Here is a 17,450-nt window from a genome sequence, read left to right as displayed (position 1 = left end):
TCCTTTAGCTGTTAAAACTTAATTGCTAATCTTGCTTTGGCAACGTTTTTTCTTGGGATGACCAATTCTTTCATCCGACCCTTTAGGTTGATTTTCAAACCTAATTCGTCGTCATTAACAGAGGTCAACGTGCCTTCAAATGCTTTTTCACCGTTCATTTTCTGATAGAGCGAAATATGAACATAGTGATCCACCGCCCGTTCATAGTCAGCTTCTTTTTTCAGCGGCCGTTCAGCACCTGGAGAGGATACCTCCAAGAAATACGCTTGGGGAATTGGATCGGGATCGATATTATCCAGCTTATCACTTAACTCATCACTCACTAATGCGCATTCATCAATCGTAATGCCACCAGGTTTATCGATGTAGAGCCGCAAATACCAACTTTTACCCTCGCGAACAAACTCAACGTCCACCAGTTCAAAGTGATGGGCATCCACAATCGGTTTCGCCAGTGCCGAAACAATGTCTACGACGTTATCCAATCTTTTACCTCCAATACCATTTTTCCAATAAAAAGAGCGAGCATCGCTGCTCACTCCTTTCCGAAATATCTACAACTCGTATGATAGCACAAAGGTGACATAATAGCAAACTTGAAAGCGCGCCGTTATGCCAACTCTGCCGAGTTCTGGCTACATCATATCAAAGAGGCTCAGCTGATTTTCATCCGGTAAGCCATCTAAGACCCCGTTATCAGTCATAAATTCAATCAGGGTTTTAGAAACCTTCCCACGTTTAGCCAAGTCTTCCTTCGACAGAAACGGTTTATCTTCACGGGCAGCAACAATTTGCTTGGCCACGTTCAGGCCTAAACCAGGTGCTGCGTTAAAGGGCGCAATCAACGAATCACCGTCAATCAGCCACTCGCTGGCAGCCGATTTATTAATGTCGATCATCTTAAAGTTAAAACCGCGTTCCAGCATCTCGTTAGCCAGTTCCAAGACCGTCAGCAAGTTTTTCTCCTTGGCTGAAGCGTCCATTCCCTCGTCATTGAGTTCCTTCATTTTGGTCTTTACGGAATCCTTGCCGCGAGACATAGCAACCACGTCAAAATCATCCGCCCGAACTGAGAAGTAAGCAGCGTAGTAAACCAATGGGAAGTAAACCTTAAAGTAAGCCACCCGCAACGCCATCAAGATATAGGCGGCAGCATGGGCCCGCGGGAACATGTACTTGATTTTCAAACAAGAATCAATGTACCAATCCGGTACGTCAGCTTCCCTCATCTTGTCCTGCCATTCATCTGGGATCCCACGGCCGTGTCGCACGGATTCCATGATCTGAAATGACGTCTCAGAATCCATTCCCCAGTTAATCAAGTCGGTCATGATGTTATCACGGCACCCAATAACGTTCGCAATGGTGGCGGTCCCGTTTTTAATGAGTTCCTCTGCGTTACCCAGCCACACGTCAGTCCCGTGAGACAGCCCAGAAATTTGCAGCAGCTGTGAATAATTCTTCGGGTGGGTTTCTTCCAGCATTCCGCGAACAAACCGGGTCCCAAATTCAGGCACACCTAACGTCCCAGTCTTAGATTGGATCTGTTCTGGTGTGACGTGTAACGAATCGGTACCCGAAAACAGTGCCATCACACCTGGATCGTCCATTGGGATCGTTTTCGGATCGACCCCGCTGAGATCTTGGAGCGTCCGAATCATGGTTGGATCATCATGGCCCAGAATATCGATTTTCAAAATGTTGTCATGGATCGAATGGAAATCAAAGTGGGTCGTTTGCCAAGCAGCGTTCTGGTCGTCGGCTGGATACTGGATAGGTGTGAAATCATAAATGTCCATGTAATCTGGAACAACAATGATCCCCGCCGGATGTTGCCCGGTAGTCCGCTTGACTCCAGTGGCTCCCTTAGCTAATCGGTCGATTTCAGCGTTTCGGAAGTGCAATTCCTTATCACGTTCATAGGCCTTAACGTAACCATAAGCGGTTTTATCCGCCACGGTACCAATCGTGCCGGCACGATAAACGTTCTTTTCACCGAACAAAACCTTCGTATAGTTATGGGCAATGGGCTGATAGTCCCCGGAGAAGTTCAAATCAATATCGGGCACCTTATTCCCCGTAAATCCTAAGAAAGTTTCAAAGGGAATGTTATGACCATCGCCAATCATTAGCGTACCGCACTTCGGGCAGTTCTTCTCGGGTAAATCAAACCCGGAACTATATTCACCCTTGGTATAGAAGTGCGAATACTGACAGTTCGGGCAACGATAATGCGGTGGCAAGGGGTTAACTTCAGTGATCCCCGTCATGGTAGCCACCAGACTGGAACCAACGGACCCACGGGAACCAACCAAGTACCCGTCTTTATTACTCTTAGCTACCAGCCGTTGAGCAATCAAATAAATCACGGAGAACCCGTTACCAATGATACTTTTCAGCTCCCGGTCAAGCCGGTGCTGAACCAGTTCCGGGAGCGGGTCACCATACCATTCGTGAGCGGTATTCATGGTCCGTTCGCGAATTTCGTCTTCAGCGCCTTCCATCCGCGGTGTATAAAGTTTATCTTTCAACGGGTGAACATCGTCAATTTTATCCGCAATGGCGTTAGTGTTCGTCACCACAATTTCTTTGGCTTTATCCTCACCCAAGAAACTGTAATCGTCTAATAATTCATCCGTGGTCCTAAAGTGCACGTCCGGTAATTCTTGCCGGTTTAGTGGATTAGCGCCACCCTGTGAATTGATCAGGATTTTCCGGTAAATGGCGTCTTCCGGATTCAGATAATGGGCATCACCAGTCACAGCAACGGGCTTACCTAATTCTTCACCCAGCTTAACCATGTTGGTCAAGATTTCCTCGAGATTCTTCCGGTTTTGAATCAAACCAGAATCAATCAGCGGTTTGTAAGCCGCCAGAGGCTGAACTTCAAGGTAATCGTAAAACTTGGCCTTACTGCGCGCTTCAGCATACCCTTTTTGCATCATCGCCGTGAAGACTTCACCGGAATCACAAGCGGAACCGATCATTAAACCGTCCCGTAATTTCTCGATTTGACTTCTTGGCATCCGCGGCACCCGATAAAAGTAATCCACGTTTGACTTAGAAACCAACTTGAACAAATTCTTCAAACCAGCCTGTGTCTGCGCCAAAATAATGGCGTGAGACGGCCGAGCATGCTTATAGGCGTCATTTTCACTCATATGATCATTCAGCTGATCATGATACTGAATATTATAGCGGTCTTCAGCATCTTTTAAGAACAGGTAGTTCAAATGCCCGGTTGACTCGGCATCATAAATCGCCCGGTGATGGTGTTCCAAAGAAACATGGAACTTCTTAGCCAGTGTGTTTAACCGGTAACCCTTTAGATTCGGGTACAAAAACCGCGCCAAGGTCAACGTGTCGATAATGGGGTTGGTAATCTCTGGCAAATCATGTCGCTGATAGCCGGCGTTCATAAACCCGATATCGAAGGTAACGTTATGGCCAACCACAATTGCATCACCATAAAATTCTCTGAAGAGTTCGAAAACTTCCTTTTCAGACTTTGAACCATGAACCATATCGTCTGTAATACTGGTTAAATTAGTGGTTTGATCGGACAAATGAAAGCCGGGATCAATGAACTCTTCAAACTGATCGATGACTTCCTTTCCCCGCATCTTAACGGCAGAAAGCTCAATCACTCGGTCATAAATTGCTGACAATCCAGTAGTTTCAGTATCAAAAACAACGTAAGTGGCATCTTTAAGCGGCCGATGCTCATTGTTATAACCGATCGGCACACCGTCATCAACGAGGTTGGCTTCTACCCCGTAGATCATTTTAATGTCGTTTTTAGAAGCCGCACGGAAAGCTTCAGGAAAGCCCTGAACACCAGCGTGGTCAGTAATGGCAATGGCTTTATGACCCCATTTTTTAGCCTGTTTAACGTAATCGGTAATCGAATTAGTGGCATCCATGGTACTCATATTGGTGTGCAGGTGTAATTCCACCCGCTTTTCACCTTCTGGTGCCTTATCCTTCCGGCCGGGAACCGTTACTTGGTTGATGTCATAGGCATTCAACACCAGATCACGCATGAAGTTATCTTCCTGAACGCTACCGCGGACTTTGATCCAGTCACCCTCGTTTAACCCAGCAAACTGTGCTTCATCACCTTCGTCACGGGAGAACTTTTTCACCGCGATTGAAGAACTGTAATCCGTAATTTCCAAGATCATCAGTTTACGTCCGGAACGCAGGTCACGGATTTCCTTATTAAACACGTACCCCTGCACGATCACCGATTTTTCTTCATCTTCAATTGACGATAATTGAACGGGATCTTCATCAGCCTTGATTTTCCGACCGATCACCGTTGGCCCGCTAGCAGCTTCAACGCCCTGCTTTTCACGTTTTTGATTAGCAACTTTAATCGCGGCCACGGCTTTTTGAGCCAGTTCAGCGTCCGACTGGGCTTTTTTCTGCTTAAATTCTTGAATCTTGGCCTGCGAAGCCGATTCGTCGATCATAGTATGGATTGCGAACTTCGGGAACCCCACGGTTTCATAGCAGTTTTCAATCGGCCCTAATGCTTGGTCAACCAAGAAATTTTTTACGACTTCATTTTCAGCCATAAAGATCACCCGGTCATCTTCTACCTTGGGCACCTGATCGCGACAGAGTTCTTGCAGTAGTGGTGAGGTCACACCGCTATGCTGTACCACCCAGTTCCAGTAATCACCGATCAGCCGATTATCTAAATCTTTCTGATCAGTGTGAATTTCAAAATCAACCTTAGCGATTGCTTGAAACGCTTTTTCAAGCTGCCCCTGAAACGTGGTAAATGCTTCAAACGGTATCACGGTTGGTAACTTGAAGTTAAAGTGCCACCGTTTGGACTTTTCGTGCACGGTAAGTTTTTCCAGTGCTGCCCCCTTAAAGAATGGCTGGTCAGCCAGATCTGATAATTGCAGCTGCTGTAATAGTTTTTCAAATAATGCCTGATGATCTAAGGCCACACCAAACTGCCCCCTTCATTTTTGCTTAATGCCATTATTTTAACGTAAAACGGGCTCGAGACAAAACAAAATTTGTTTTGTTTTCTCGAGCCCGTCCCACACTTAAATTTATTCGTTAGTCGATTCTGAATCTTCCGGGTTGGCATCCGTTTCTTTTAACAGAATACCCACCGTGTTGCCAACTTCATCTGCTTTGACTTCAACGGTTTCGCCAGTCTTACGAATCTTGATTTCAACGATCCCGTCACTGGCTTTTTTACCAACTGTGATCCGAATTGGTAACCCAATTAAATCAGAATCAGCAAATTTAACACCAGCCCGTTCCTTACGGTCATCGATCAGGACCCGGTAACCAGCGTCCGTCAAACTAGCCGTTAGCTTATTAGCCAAGTCCACCTGAGTATCATTTTTCATGTTTACTGGAATAACGTGCAGATCATATGGTGCAATGGCACGTGGCCATACCAGCCCGTGTTCATCTGACTGCTGCTCACTGATAGCTGACAGCAAACGGCTGACACCAATCCCGTATGAACCCATGATAACGGGTACGGAACGACCGTTTTCGTCCAGTACTTTAGCATCAAGTGCTTCTGAGTAACGGGTTCCCAGCTTAAAGATGTGGCCGATTTCAATTCCGCGGGTAAACTTCAGCTTACCTGCACCGTCAGGCGAAATGTCGCCCTCCTTAACGGTTCGAATATCGGTAAATTCATCCACCCGGAAGTCACGTTCGACGTTAGCGTTAACGTAGTGATAGCCGTCTTCATCAGCACCCACTACGGCATTGACCATATCCTGAACATAACGGTCAGCCACAATGGTCACGTCTTCACTGACACCCACTGGACCCAGGGCACCAAACGATGCACCAAGGAACTTTTCAGCGTCATCATTGGTTGCTGGTGCCAAAAAGTCAGCGTGCAAGAAATTCTTCAGCTTAGTTTCATTGAGTTCATCGTCACCGCGTAGCAATGCCAGTACGGGCTTTTCATCCGCAATATAGAGCATGCTCTTGATCAGATCATTAACGTTTACACCTAGTTTGGCAGCTACATCATCAATGGTCTTAGCGTCGCCAGTGGCAACTTTTTCCAAATCTTTTTGAGCAGCGTGCGACTTCTTAGGCGTATACAAGTTAGTAGCCATTTCGAGGTTAGCGGCGTAATCAGATTCGTCAACGTAAACGATCGTATCTTCACCAATTGGCGCAATAGCGGAGAATTCCTTAGAATCTTTACCGCCCATGGCACCAGCATCACCGATAATCGTCCGGTATTTTAATCCGATTCGGTCAAAGACTCGCTTGTAAGCACCTTCCATTTGACGATAGACCTTATCCAAGTCATCGTAATTAGTTGAAAATGAATAGGCGTCTTTCATAATGAATTCCCGGCCACGTAGCAAACCGTAACGGGGACGCTCTTCATCACGGTACTTAGCCTGAATTTGGTAAAGGGTCAGTGGTAATCGTTTATATGATTTAATGCTGTCACGAATTAAAGTCGTGAAGGTTTCTTCATGAGTTGGCCCGAGAATAAAGTCCGTATTATGACGGTTCTTAAACTTGAATAACGTCGGGCCGTATGTATCGTAACGACCTGAATCCTTCCAGAGTTGTGCTGGTAAAACAGTTGGGACGACCATTTCAACAGCATCAATCTTAGCCATTTCCTCCCGAATGATTTTTTCAATGTTGGTCAGAACTTGGAATGCCAGAGGTAAATAAGCATACATTCCAGCTGTCACTTGGCGAATGTAGCCGGCTCTAAGCATCATTTGATGACTTAGTGCTTCAGCATCACTCGGCACCTCTTTCAGTGTTGGAATAAGCAATTTTGACTGTTTCATACTCAATTGAACTCCTTTTTAACCGAATTTATTTGATCTATTTAATAAAGTAACGCTCAATATCATTCCACGTTACCAGCAACATCAAAACAACTAAAAAGACTACCCCAACTAGGGTAATGGCTGTTTCAACGTTTTCTGAGAGTGGCTTACGTCGAATCCCCTCAATGACGTTAAGTAATATTTTACCACCATCAAGTGCTGGAATTGGCAACAAATTCACAATTCCTAAGTTAAGTGACAAAAAGGCCAGAAAACTCAGCACCCCTAGCACGCCTTCAGAGGCCGCGGTAGACGTAGTGGCAAAGATTGCCACGGGACCGCCTAAATCATTAAGGCTAAAGTGGCCGGAAACCATTGACCAGATGGCCGCCAAAAGCTGGACCGTCATCTGCCAGGTTTGCGTGAATCCTGACACCAGCATGGCGCCAATATCATGATTGCGATACTGGGTAATGCCAATCACACCAATGGTCTTATTATTTACCTTAGAAGCGGCGGGTGTCATCTTGACCGTCTTGATTTGGTCACCGCGCTTGACCTTAAACGTGGTCTGTTTGTGAGCACGGTCTTGAATTTGGATGGCGATTTGATTCCAGTCACTGACCTTTTTATCATTCACGGCAGTGATGTAGTCGCCATTCTTAATTCCGGCTGAACGTGCAACCGTCACATCAGAAGTTGTCGGACTGACCCGGTTACTATTATTGGTCACCCCGCCGGCTACAAACGTTAGAATCGTGTAAACAATGATTGCCAGGAAAAAGTTGTTCATCGGTCCAGCAAAATTGGTCATCAGCCGATGGCCTAAACTGGCAGACTGAAACTGAACGTCTCGAGGAGCAATCCGCACTTCGGTTCCATCCGTTTCAATGATGGTTGCATCATGAGCCACGTAATAGCGTTTAACTTCACTCTCATCACCGTTTTCATACCCCTCGATCCAGAGTTCATCCTCCAGATCAGTGGCAGTCACAGCCATGGGAATCCCGTTAAACAACGTAGATTTCTTACTGGTATTGATCCGGGTCACCTGATTGTTATCCCCTACATAAAGACTCACAGGCGTTCCCGGTTTTAATTCATCTTCATCGTCTTCAGCCCCTGCCATCCGAACGTAACCACCAACCGGCAGCAGCCGAATCGTGTAAGTTGTATCGGTCGTACGGTAATTAAACAGTTTGGGACCCATTCCGATTGAGAATTCACGCACGAGGATCCCCGCCCGTTTGGCAAAGAAGAAGTGGCCAAACTCGTGAATAAAAACAATCAGGCCAAACACGATAATGAAGGTAATAATGGTCGTAATCACAGACGTCGATCCTTTCGTAATAGACTAAATCTGCTGGCTCATCAAATGAAGCCAAGCAAATGTAACGCTGGTAATACTAGCAACAGGCTATCAAAACGGTCTAAGATACCACCATGTCCCGGTAGGATACGACCCGAATCTTTGACACCGTAATAACGCTTTAAAGCTGATTCTACCAGATCGCCAAGCTGACCAAAAACGGACAGAACAATGGTCAACAGAACCGTTACCAACCAGCTATAATCGCCTTGCGGGTAGAAATAAACGTAAATTGCGACAATCAGTGTTGCGACTACAGTACCGCCAATCGATCCTTCCCAAGTCTTATTGGGACTGATGTGCGGTGCCAGTTTATGACGGCCAAGCTTACGGCCAATCATGTAGGCCCCACTATCAGTGATCCAGACAATGAAGAGAGCGAAGAAAAGCGTATAGACACTTGCGCTACGTGCCAAAATAAAGTAGTGGAAACCCGCCCCAATATAAATAGCACCAGTAGTTAAAACCGCAGCATCATCAAAGGAAAAACGGTTTTTTGAAAACACAGTATACATTAAAAGCAGTATCACCACAGCGTACGCTACGAAGGTAACATCTAAGTGACCAGGCAAAAAATCGTGCCAAAAATCCGGTAGTATGATTAATAACACGGCAATACCGGACAATAAAGCTTCCCATGAAACAATTAATTTCTTCCGCATTACCAATATTTCAGAAAGCGCAATTAGACCGAGTACTGAAGCAGCAATATCAATCCAAACGCCCCCGGCAATAACAATTGGAATGAAGATGATTAAGGCGATCACCGCCGTAATAACCCTTTGTCTCATTTATAAACTCCTTTTCCCCTAAACTATTTCGTTAATCCGCCAAAGCGGCGTTTACGATGTTGATATTCATAAACTGCTTGATCCAATAGGTCAGCTGTAAATTCAGGCCAATGCGGTGCCATAAACACAAACTCCGAATAGGCAATCTGCCACAGTAAAAAGTTAGAGATCCGTTCTTCACCTGAAGTTCTAATGACAACGTCAGGATCTTGATACTGTCCTAGCGACGCTGTCATCAGATGTGCGCTGATCATTTCAGGCGTAATCTCCTCAGGTTTCACTTCACCCTGTTGAACTGACTGAGCAATTTCTTGCACCGCCGTCGTTATTTCAGCACGGCTGCCATAATTCAAGGCAAAGTTTAAGATCATTCCGTCACAGCCTTTGGTGTCCTCAATGGCATCATTCACGGCTTTTTGCGTTTTTTGAGGCAATTGATCCGTATAACCCATGACGTTAACCCGGACATTATTTTCAATCAATTCCGGCACAAATGTATCAAAGAAATCTACCGGTAACTTCATGAGATAGTTAACTTCATCAGTAGGCCGTTTCCAATTTTCGGTGGAAAAGGCATAAAGCGTTAATACTTTAATACCCAAATCACTGGCAGCTTTAGTAATCGTCTTCACGGTATTCATCCCCTGCTTATGACCGGCAACCCTTGGTAAATGACGCTTTTGCGCCCAGCGGCCATTACCGTCCATAATGATGGCGACATGTGCTGGAATATTATTAGGATCTAGTTCTATTTTGTCAGGCATTTCTGACTGATTGTTATTTTTGAGCCAAGAAAACAAAGCGGCACCTCCAAATTAGCTTTCAAACCCTAATCATACCAAAAAACAGAGTTGTCGACTATCCCAACTCTGCTTAAAGCGATTATTTAACAGAATCTAAATAAGCTACTGAAGTAAACGCCACTCACCGCGATTAGCGTCAGATAACGTATTAAAATACTGAAGTAAATTATTAGCATCATCCGGACTCACTTCGCCAAGTTTATTTAAACCTTCACCAGTAGGGATAGGTTCACTTAAATCCGTGATCTCAGAGCCGTTTTCAATGGTCGCTTTTGAAAAGGCAATAATCCAGTCTTCCTCAATCAACTGAGTGATTACGAAAAATAAATTAAAATCGTCGTTTACAAAAGCTGGTTGAGCGTATACGCCATCGTCAATTTGAGTTAATTCATTGCCGTTATAATTTAAAACCGCTAAGTTTTCGTCAGTAACCGCTTCGTTCAGTTTGAAAACCATTTTGGCAAATTGTGGTGTGCCAGGCGTGATTTCAACTGTTTCGTCGTCATTTGCCATGCGTAATTTCCTTTCATTCAGCTAAGACTAGCCGGAAATAATTTCCTGCTCCTTGCTTTCAGTCAATTTATCAATTTGTTTTACAGCTTCATCGGTAACGTTTTGAACCTGCTTTTCAAGATCATGCACGTCATCATCAGTGAAATCACCGTTCTTGTGGCCTTTTTTCAAGGCGTCCATTGCTTCGCGCCGGACGTTACGAACCGCAACTTTACCCTGTTCAGCAACTGCTTTAACCTGCTTAGCAAGTTCCTTACGCCGTTCTTCAGTTAATTGGGGAACCACTAACCGCAGTGCAGAACCGTCGTTAGCTGGTGTAATTCCGAGATCGGATTCCAGGATTCCCTTTTCAACGTCTTCCAAAGAAGATTTGTCAAACGGGGTCACTAAAATAACTCGTGGTTCTGGGACAGTAATAGCTGCCACTTGGTTAATGGGTGTTTCAACACCGTAATACTGAACGGTGACCCGGCTTAATAGACTGGCGTTAGCACGGCCGGCACGAATGGTACCGAATTCCCGGCTTAACACGTCTTCAGCCTTTTTCATCTTATCCTTTGCTTCATCAATAATTGGGTTTGCCAATACTATTTCCCCCTTACCGTTGTCCCGATGTCTTCACCGAGTACAACCTTCTTAATGTTTCCTGGATGATTCAAGTTAAATACGACCAACGGAATGTCATTGTCCATTGATAACGTGCTGGCTGTCGAATCCATCACGTGAAGACCCTTGTTAATAATATCCATGTGGGTCAGGTGATCGAACTTAACAGCTTTAGGATCAACGTTAGGATCAGCAGAATAAACACCGTCAACCCCGTTCTTAGCCATTAAGATAGCGTCAGCACTGATTTCAGCTGCCCGTAAAGCAGCCGTGGTATCAGTTGAAAAGTATGGGCTGCCAGTCCCACCAGCGAAAATAACGACCCGGTCCTTCTCTAAGTGCCGAATTGCTTTCCGTCGAATATAAGGCTCTGCAATGGCCCGCATTTCGATGGAAGTCTGTACCCGGGTTGGTACGCCAATATCTTCAAGGTTATCTTGAAGCGCAAGACCGTTCATAATGGTTGCTAGCATCCCAATGTAGTCAGCCTGTGCACGTTCCATGCCCATCTGAGCACCTGATTCGCCTCGCCACATGTTACCGCCGCCAACGACGATCCCAATCTGAAGACCCAAATCATATACTTCTTTAACTTCTTTTGCTACCGTTTTAATGACTGGCGGGTGGATACCAAATCCCTGATCGCCTGCCAGGGCTTCACCACTCAGCTTCAAAACGACGCGCTTATACTTTAAATCCGACATCATGAGCCTCCTATTAGTTTCCTTGTGTAATTCTATCATAAACCGCTATCGACCAACAGTCGTATCCTTGTTAAATTGCATAAAAAAAGATGTACGTTACACGTACATCCTTTTTTAAAGTCAGTTTAGCCGTTGATTTGACTATTTACTTCATCTTCAAAGTTCTTAGTTTCAACTTCGATACCTTCACCGACTTCATAACGGACGAAGCTCTTCAGCTTGCCGCCCTTTGAGGCAACGTATTGGCTAACTGTTTGGTCTGAATCCATAACGAATTCTTGGTCAGCAAGGCTAATTTCTGACAAGAATTTACGGAGACGGCCTTCGACCATTTTTTCAACGATCTTTTCAGGCTTGCCTTCGTTCAAAGCTTCCTTCTTCAATACTTCGCGTTCGTGATCCAAACGCTCTGCAGGAATTTCTTCACGGGAAGTAAATTCTGGGTTAACAGCTGCAACGTGCATTGCAACGTTCTTGGCAACACTGGCATCAGCGCCTTCCAGAACAACTAAGGAAGCAATTTGACCGCCGTTATGCAAGTAAGCACCAAATACTTCGTTATCAGACTTTTCAACAACTTTGAAACGACGCAGGGTCGTATGTTCTGAAGTTACTTGAGTCTGTTCAATAATCAGATCTTTAATGGTCTGGCCGTCAGCGTTCTTTAATGCCAAGGCAGCATCCATATCAGCTGGCTTGTTAGCAGCGATTAAATCAGTGATGGTCTTAACCAAGTTTTTGAAACGATCGTTAGAAGCAACGAAATCAGTTTCAGAGTTAACTTCAGCGATTGCAGCTGTATTACCATTTTCAGTAATGTGAGCTAAACCGTTAGCAGCAACGTTGCTGCTCTTCTTTTCAGCCTTGGCAATTCCCTTTTCACGCAGAAAATCGATTGCTTTGTCCATGTCGCCTTCAGTAGCAACGAGGGCTTTCTTTGCGTCCATCATACCAACGCTAGTCTTATCACGAAGTTCTTTAACCATTTTTGCAGTAATGCTTGCCATTTTATGGCCTCCTTAATGTAAATAAAAATGAGTCGCATAACACCAACACAAAAGGCTGGCCCGAAAATAATCAGGCCTCGCGGGTCCACATTTTCAAGCCAGCCTTAGCACTGATGGTTTTTAACTAATATTATAAACTATTCAGCAGCGTTTTCTGAAGCATCCTTGCTGTCAGCATCTTTTGCGTCTGCTTTAGCAGCTTCTGCTTCGTCTTCACCTTGACGGCCTTCGATAACAGCATCGGCCATTTTGCTTGTAATCAAGCGAACGGCACGAATAGCATCATCGTTAGAAGGAATGATAACGTCAACGTCGTCTGGGTCGGTGTTGGTATCAACCATAGCAACGATCGGAATGTTCAGCTTTTGAGCTTCCTTAACGGCAATCTGTTCCTTACGAGGATCGACAACAAACATAACGTCAGGCAGCTTAGGCATATCTTCGATACCGCCTAAGAAACGTTCCAACTTATCAGTCTGCTTCTTCAGTAAAGAAACTTCCTTCTTTGGCAAACGGTCAAAAGTACCATCGGTTGCCATCTTCTTAAGATCCTTCAAACGCTTGATACGAGTTTGAATGGTGTTCCAGTTGGTTAAAGTTCCGCCCAACCAACGGTGGTTAACGTAAAATTGACCAGCGCGGGTAGCTTCTTCTTCAATAGAATCTTGGGCTTGCTTCTTTGTACCAACGAAAAGCACTACGGCACCCTTAGATGCTTCATCCTTAACGAAGTTGTAGGCAACGTCGATCAACTTAACCGTCTTTTGTAAGTCAATAATGTAGATCCCGTTACGTTCGGTGAAGATATAATCCTTCATCTTAGGGTTCCAGCGACGAGTTTGGTGACCGAAGTGGACACCTGCTTCAAGTAATTGTTTCATTGTAATAACAGCCATGAAATAGCCTCCATCAAAGTTTTTTCCTCCCCTGAGATCACTTACGCTAAGAACTCTCCCGAGCACTGCTTAGCATATCACCCAGAGTGTGAATTGTGGCAATTAGCCAAGAATTAGTATACTCGTTTTATTCACTCATAGCAACCCTGAGAAGCTTGAAAAGTAAAAAATATTTGAAATGAATGTTACATTCGTGTTACACTACTTGTCGCAGAACTTCGAGGAGGAATCGATTATGCTTAAAGCCATCGTTTTTGATCTCGATGATACACTTTATGATCAACAGCGACCATTCCAGCAAGCACTATTTTCTGTCTGGAACGACCCCGCGGTTTCCGGTCACGTGTTAACCGACCTGTTTAAGGTATTTAAACACATGAATGACCGAGTCGCAAAGTTAGAAACATTGACGATGAACCACGTCTTCAACCGTCTAAACGACGTTTTGGCAGATCATGATTTGCCAACTTTGACCAATTCAGTTTGGCTCGCTTTTTGCGACCGTTACCGCGCAGAAGCAGAAAAGATCAGTTTATTTTCAGACATTCAGGCGCAATTGCCACTATTAAAGGATCACTACGAATTAGGTGTCATTACCAATGGTGAAAGTAACACGCAGTCCGAAAAATTATCACGCCTTGACCTGCAGCGGTGGTTTAAGGGAGATAACGTCGTCATTTCTGACGAAGTCGGTTTGCGCAAACCGGACCCAAGAATTTTCACCCACTTTAGCCGCCATATGAATCTTCAAGCCAATGAAGTTGTCTATATCGGCGATAATTTTGAAAAAGACATGGTGGGCGCTAAAAAAGCTGGTTGGCATGCTTTCTGGTTCAACCACCGACAATTAGAGATGCCAAAGTCAGATTTTATTCCCGATCAAACGGTTGAATCTCCAACTGAACTGGCAGAACTTTTACAAGCAATGTCCGTTACCAACTATTAATAGTAAACTGATTTTATAAAGAGAGCAGCACGGTAAACCTTAACTGGTTTGCTGTGCTGCCTTTTTGTTTACAATTATTTAACTAACCACTGTTATTTTCGATAAACGGCAACTAATGAACCTACTGAATCAAGCAACATTATAATTGCCATCATCCACATTGCAGCCATGTTGTTCATACTGAGCAAAAAACCGATCAAAATCACGTTCAAAATTAACAGTAACCATAAAAACCCCTTTGACATTGCACCCATCTAATCATCTCTCCTTCCTTTCTTATTATAGTACAAATTATTTAGGCATTCCTTAAAAATTATTATAATTTTAAAAATCAGTGGTATATAATAGAAGTGAACATGAGAGGAGAAGTTCTAATGTCTAAAGAAATCTATCATGATTATTTTTTTGATGAACCTGCTTTTAACACCCATGACGGCGGCTACATTCCCTTAAAAGTCGCTGATGCACCCGAAAAGCCATTGGCCATTCCGGCGCTATTAAAACCCGATAAAGAAACTGATACTGATATCTGGTATACAGTGACAGCTCAAACCGGTGAAACACCAATCTTGCCCGGCGCAAAAACCAAAACCTGGGGCTATAATGCTAGCATTCTTGGTCAAACCATCGTTTACCCGGTTGGCAAGCACATTCACGTTACCTTGGAAAATCACCTGTCAGAAATCACCACTTTTCACTGGCACGGTCTGATTGTTTCCGGTCCTTACATTGACGGTGGCTGCCACGCTCCCGTATACCCGGGCGAAACTAAGCACATTGATTTCACGCTGAATCAGCCTGCCGCAACGACTTGGCTGCACGCTCACCCGTGCCCATCAACTGCTGAACAGGTTTGGCACGGCCTGGCAACCATGGTGCTGGTCACCGACGACCACATCAACAGTTTGCCGCTACCGCATCACTATGGTGTGGATGACATTCCGCTAGTGCTTCAAGACCGCCGCTTCCACGAAGATAATCAATTAGACTATCACGCCGACTATGACCCTGATGGCGTCCAAGGACCAACAGCCCTCATTAACGGCACCGTCAACCCCTTCTTTAATGTCACCACTCAAAAAGTCCGCTTACGCATTCTAGACGGTGCTAACCGCAGGGAATGGCGCCTGCACTTCTCAGACAACCTGAAATTTACTCAGGTAGCAGGTGATTCCAGCCTCTTACCTGAACCAGTTTACATGGATCACTTAATGCTCACCTGTGCTGAACGGGCCGAAATTGTGGTTGACTTCTCTGGTTATCATGAAGGTCAGATCGTCACGCTGTTTAGCGATGACGTTCCAATCGTTGAATTCAGAATTCATCAGTTTGCGTCTGATAAGACCACTTTGCCGGATCACCTATTCACCATTAAGAAGCCTGAAGTTGATCCTAAAACACCCGTTCGTAAGATCGTGATGAGCGGGATGGACGAAAGTGTCATGATGGATAACAAGAAATTTAGCATGCAGCGGATCGATGCTACCCAGCCAGTCGGCCAAAGCCAGTATTGGGACGTTACTAATTCCAATACGAAAGATTCTGGGATGGTGCATCCCTTCCACGTGCACGGAACCGAATTCCTGGTCATTTCACGAAACGGCCACGCACCCTATCCTAACGAACACGGCTTCAAAGACACTGTCGGAGTCAATCCCGGTGAAACCGTTCGGCTGCTGGTCCGTTTCGACTTGCCCGGTGTTTATATGTACCACTGCCATATCATTGAACACGAAGACGGCGGTATGATGGCCCAGATTCAAACCTACGATCCAAGCAAACCAATGCCAAAATACAAGTTAATGGATATGGATACTTTAATGAACGCGTTTGCTAAGGAACGCGGCATTGATCCTAAAGACCTGTGGATGGCGGGAATGGATTCCTACCGTAAAATGGGAATGAAAATGTAACACACCATTCAATAAAAATTGAAACTAGTCCAATTTAAAGGGCTCTCAATCACACGATTGAGAGCCCTTTTTGCTTGCGGAACTTTACTTAATTTTCGACCAATCGATTTCACGTCCTCGGTGGTAATACTTCCGATCGCTCGCATTAATTTTTCGCAGGACGCGGCAAGGATTACCAACTGCAACAACGTTGGCCGGTACGTCTTTGGTAACTACGGCGCCCGCACCAATCACCGTGTTATCGCCAATCGTAATTCCCGGCAGCACAATTGCCCCCGCGCCTAACCAGCAGTTGCGGCCAATTCTAATCGGCAGATTATACTGATATTCCTTTTCACGCAGCTCTGGTATAACGGGATGGGTTGCGGAAGCTAAGGTGACGTTAGGACCGAACATCGTATGGTCGCCAACGTAGATATGCGTATCGTCAACCGCAGTCAAATTATAGTTCGCATAAATATGGCTGCCAAAATGTAAATGACGGCCGCCAAAGTTAGCGTGCAGCGGCGGCTCAATATAAGTACCCTCGCCAATTTCAGCAAACATCCGCTTGAGCAGGCTTTGCCGTCCTTCATGGTCACCCGGCCGCGTTTGGTTGAAGTCATACAGTAATTCCTGCGCTGCTTCCTGTTCCTTTAAAATTGCTTTATCCATTGGCAAATAAAGATTGCCATTGTGCATATCTTCTGTCATATGTAATCCTGCTACTGATAACTTATAAAAAGTTATAGATTATTCTTGCTTCTCTCTATCCTGCCTCGTATAAAAATCACTAATACAGTTGATATGATAGTCCACAAGCGTTAATTCCCGGCTAGCCACCGGTACATGCTTTGAAGCCTGTGTTAGTAGGCTAGTTCAAAGTTTTCAGTATCCCTGATATTCAGGGCCGCATTAATATCACGATCTGCGGTATAACTACATTTAGGACATTGATAGGTTCGCTCACTTAGTTTTAAATCAACTTTTTTATGGCCACACCGGTGACACACTTTAGAAGTTGGTTCAAAACGGTTAATCAAGTGTACGGGAATGCCTAAATGCTGGCACTTAGCAATCAATTTAAGCCGAAAATTATAGAAACCTTGATAACTGATTACCTTAG

General features: G+C 44.8%; 16 protein-coding genes. 2 read left to right on the top strand and 14 right to left on the bottom strand.

Annotated elements, in window-relative coordinates; all coding sequences use genetic code 11:
* Window positions 1–11: 11 nt before the first annotated feature.
* The 11 genes from rimP to rpsB form a co-directional block, all read right to left on the bottom strand.
* Window positions 12–485: a ribosome maturation factor RimP gene (gene rimP, locus JUE95_RS00080; protein ID WP_203648256.1), complete on the bottom strand. Its 474-nt coding sequence runs from the start codon at window positions 483–485 to the stop codon at window positions 12–14.
* A 150-nt stretch (window positions 486–635) separates the two neighbouring features.
* Window positions 636–4,964 carry a PolC-type DNA polymerase III gene (locus tag JUE95_RS00075; protein WP_203648255.1) on the bottom strand — a complete coding sequence of 1,443 codons (4,329 nt, stop codon included), beginning with the start codon at window positions 4,962–4,964 and terminating at the stop codon, window positions 636–638.
* A gap of 108 nt (window positions 4,965–5,072) precedes the next feature.
* On the bottom strand, window positions 5,073–6,815 hold the full coding sequence (locus JUE95_RS00070) for a proline--tRNA ligase (protein ID WP_203648253.1): 1,743 nt from the start codon (window positions 6,813–6,815) through the stop codon (window positions 5,073–5,075).
* A gap of 37 nt (window positions 6,816–6,852) precedes the next feature.
* Complete coding sequence (gene rseP, locus JUE95_RS00065; protein ID WP_203648252.1) at window positions 6,853–8,127, bottom strand: RIP metalloprotease RseP; 1,275 nt, start codon at window positions 8,125–8,127, stop codon at window positions 6,853–6,855.
* 41 nt (window positions 8,128–8,168) lie between these two features.
* Entirely contained in the window at window positions 8,169–8,957 is a 789-nt protein-coding gene (locus JUE95_RS00060; RefSeq protein WP_203648250.1) for a phosphatidate cytidylyltransferase, read from the bottom strand.
* 23 nt (window positions 8,958–8,980) lie between these two features.
* Complete coding sequence (gene uppS / locus JUE95_RS00055; protein ID WP_268920895.1) at window positions 8,981–9,757, bottom strand: undecaprenyl pyrophosphate synthase; 777 nt, start codon at window positions 9,755–9,757, stop codon at window positions 8,981–8,983.
* Window positions 9,758–9,862: 105 nt separating this feature from the next.
* Window positions 9,863–10,273, bottom strand: a complete 411-nt coding sequence (locus JUE95_RS00050; RefSeq protein ID WP_203648249.1) for a hypothetical protein — start codon at window positions 10,271–10,273, stop codon at window positions 9,863–9,865.
* A gap of 27 nt (window positions 10,274–10,300) precedes the next feature.
* Window positions 10,301–10,822, bottom strand: a complete 522-nt coding sequence (gene frr, locus JUE95_RS00045) for a ribosome recycling factor (protein ID WP_373305656.1) — start codon at window positions 10,820–10,822, stop codon at window positions 10,301–10,303.
* 38 nt (window positions 10,823–10,860) lie between these two features.
* Window positions 10,861–11,583: a UMP kinase gene (gene pyrH / locus JUE95_RS00040; RefSeq protein ID WP_203648247.1), complete on the bottom strand. Its 723-nt coding sequence runs from the start codon at window positions 11,581–11,583 to the stop codon at window positions 10,861–10,863.
* 125 nt (window positions 11,584–11,708) lie between these two features.
* Window positions 11,709–12,590 (bottom strand): translation elongation factor Ts, encoded by an 882-nt coding sequence (gene tsf, locus JUE95_RS00035; RefSeq protein WP_203648245.1) that lies wholly within the window; start codon window positions 12,588–12,590, stop codon window positions 11,709–11,711.
* Between the two features lie 137 nt (window positions 12,591–12,727).
* Entirely contained in the window at window positions 12,728–13,486 is a 759-nt protein-coding gene (gene rpsB, locus JUE95_RS00030) for a 30S ribosomal protein S2 (protein ID WP_203648243.1), read from the bottom strand.
* 235 nt (window positions 13,487–13,721) lie between these two features.
* Between rpsB and JUE95_RS00025 the strand changes: the two genes are divergently transcribed.
* The gene (locus JUE95_RS00025; protein WP_203648241.1) at window positions 13,722–14,432 is read left to right on the top strand and encodes an HAD family hydrolase; all 711 of its coding nucleotides are present in this window, start codon (window positions 13,722–13,724) and stop codon (window positions 14,430–14,432) included.
* A 92-nt stretch (window positions 14,433–14,524) separates the two neighbouring features.
* Here JUE95_RS00025 and JUE95_RS00020 read toward each other — a convergent pair whose 3' ends face one another.
* Window positions 14,525–14,686 (bottom strand): hypothetical protein, encoded by a 162-nt coding sequence (locus tag JUE95_RS00020; RefSeq protein WP_203648239.1) that lies wholly within the window; start codon window positions 14,684–14,686, stop codon window positions 14,525–14,527.
* 120 nt (window positions 14,687–14,806) lie between these two features.
* On the opposite strand from JUE95_RS00020, the gene JUE95_RS00015 reads away from it, so the two are divergent.
* Window positions 14,807–16,345 carry a multicopper oxidase family protein gene (locus JUE95_RS00015; RefSeq protein WP_203648237.1) on the top strand — a complete coding sequence of 513 codons (1,539 nt, stop codon included), beginning with the start codon at window positions 14,807–14,809 and terminating at the stop codon, window positions 16,343–16,345.
* 84 nt (window positions 16,346–16,429) lie between these two features.
* On the opposite strand, the gene JUE95_RS00010 is transcribed toward JUE95_RS00015, so the two are convergent.
* Complete coding sequence (locus JUE95_RS00010) at window positions 16,430–17,038, bottom strand: sugar O-acetyltransferase (protein ID WP_203648229.1); 609 nt, start codon at window positions 17,036–17,038, stop codon at window positions 16,430–16,432.
* A 152-nt stretch (window positions 17,039–17,190) separates the two neighbouring features.
* On the bottom strand, window positions 17,191–17,450 hold a 260-nt coding region (locus tag JUE95_RS00005), incomplete at its 5' end, for a zinc ribbon domain-containing protein (RefSeq protein WP_203648227.1).

This window comes from Secundilactobacillus yichangensis, from assembly GCF_016861565.1.
In the GTDB taxonomy this organism is placed as follows: Bacteria; Bacillota; Bacilli; order Lactobacillales; family Lactobacillaceae; genus Secundilactobacillus; species Secundilactobacillus yichangensis.
The sequence above is the reverse complement of the archived record's forward strand: the minus strand, read 5'-3'. Positions and strand labels throughout refer to the sequence as shown.

Excerpts from the sequence above, each read along its gene's own strand:
- JUE95_RS00070 (WP_203648253.1), bottom strand. The coding sequence starts at position 6,815 with ATGAAACAGTCAAAATTGCTTATTCCAACACTGAAAGAGGTGCCGAGT.
- JUE95_RS00060 (WP_203648250.1), bottom strand. The coding sequence starts at position 8,957 with ATGAGACAAAGGGTTATTACGGCGGTGATCGCCTTAATCATCTTCATT.
- JUE95_RS00050 (WP_203648249.1), bottom strand. The coding sequence starts at position 10,273 with ATGGCAAATGACGACGAAACAGTTGAAATCACGCCTGGCACACCACAA.
- frr (WP_373305656.1), bottom strand. The coding sequence starts at position 10,822 with ATGAAAAAGGCTGAAGACGTGTTAAGCCGGGAATTCGGTACCATTCGT.
- pyrH (WP_203648247.1), bottom strand. The coding sequence starts at position 11,583 with ATGTCGGATTTAAAGTATAAGCGCGTCGTTTTGAAGCTGAGTGGTGAA.
- tsf (WP_203648245.1), bottom strand. The coding sequence starts at position 12,590 with ATGGCAAGCATTACTGCAAAAATGGTTAAAGAACTTCGTGATAAGACT.
- rpsB (WP_203648243.1), bottom strand. The coding sequence starts at position 13,486 with ATGGCTGTTATTACAATGAAACAATTACTTGAAGCAGGTGTCCACTTC.
- JUE95_RS00025 (WP_203648241.1), top strand. The coding sequence starts at position 13,722 with ATGCTTAAAGCCATCGTTTTTGATCTCGATGATACACTTTATGATCAA.
- JUE95_RS00020 (WP_203648239.1), bottom strand. The coding sequence starts at position 14,686 with ATGGGTGCAATGTCAAAGGGGTTTTTATGGTTACTGTTAATTTTGAAC.
- JUE95_RS00015 (WP_203648237.1), top strand. The coding sequence starts at position 14,807 with ATGTCTAAAGAAATCTATCATGATTATTTTTTTGATGAACCTGCTTTT.
- JUE95_RS00010 (WP_203648229.1), bottom strand. The coding sequence starts at position 17,038 with ATGACAGAAGATATGCACAATGGCAATCTTTATTTGCCAATGGATAAA.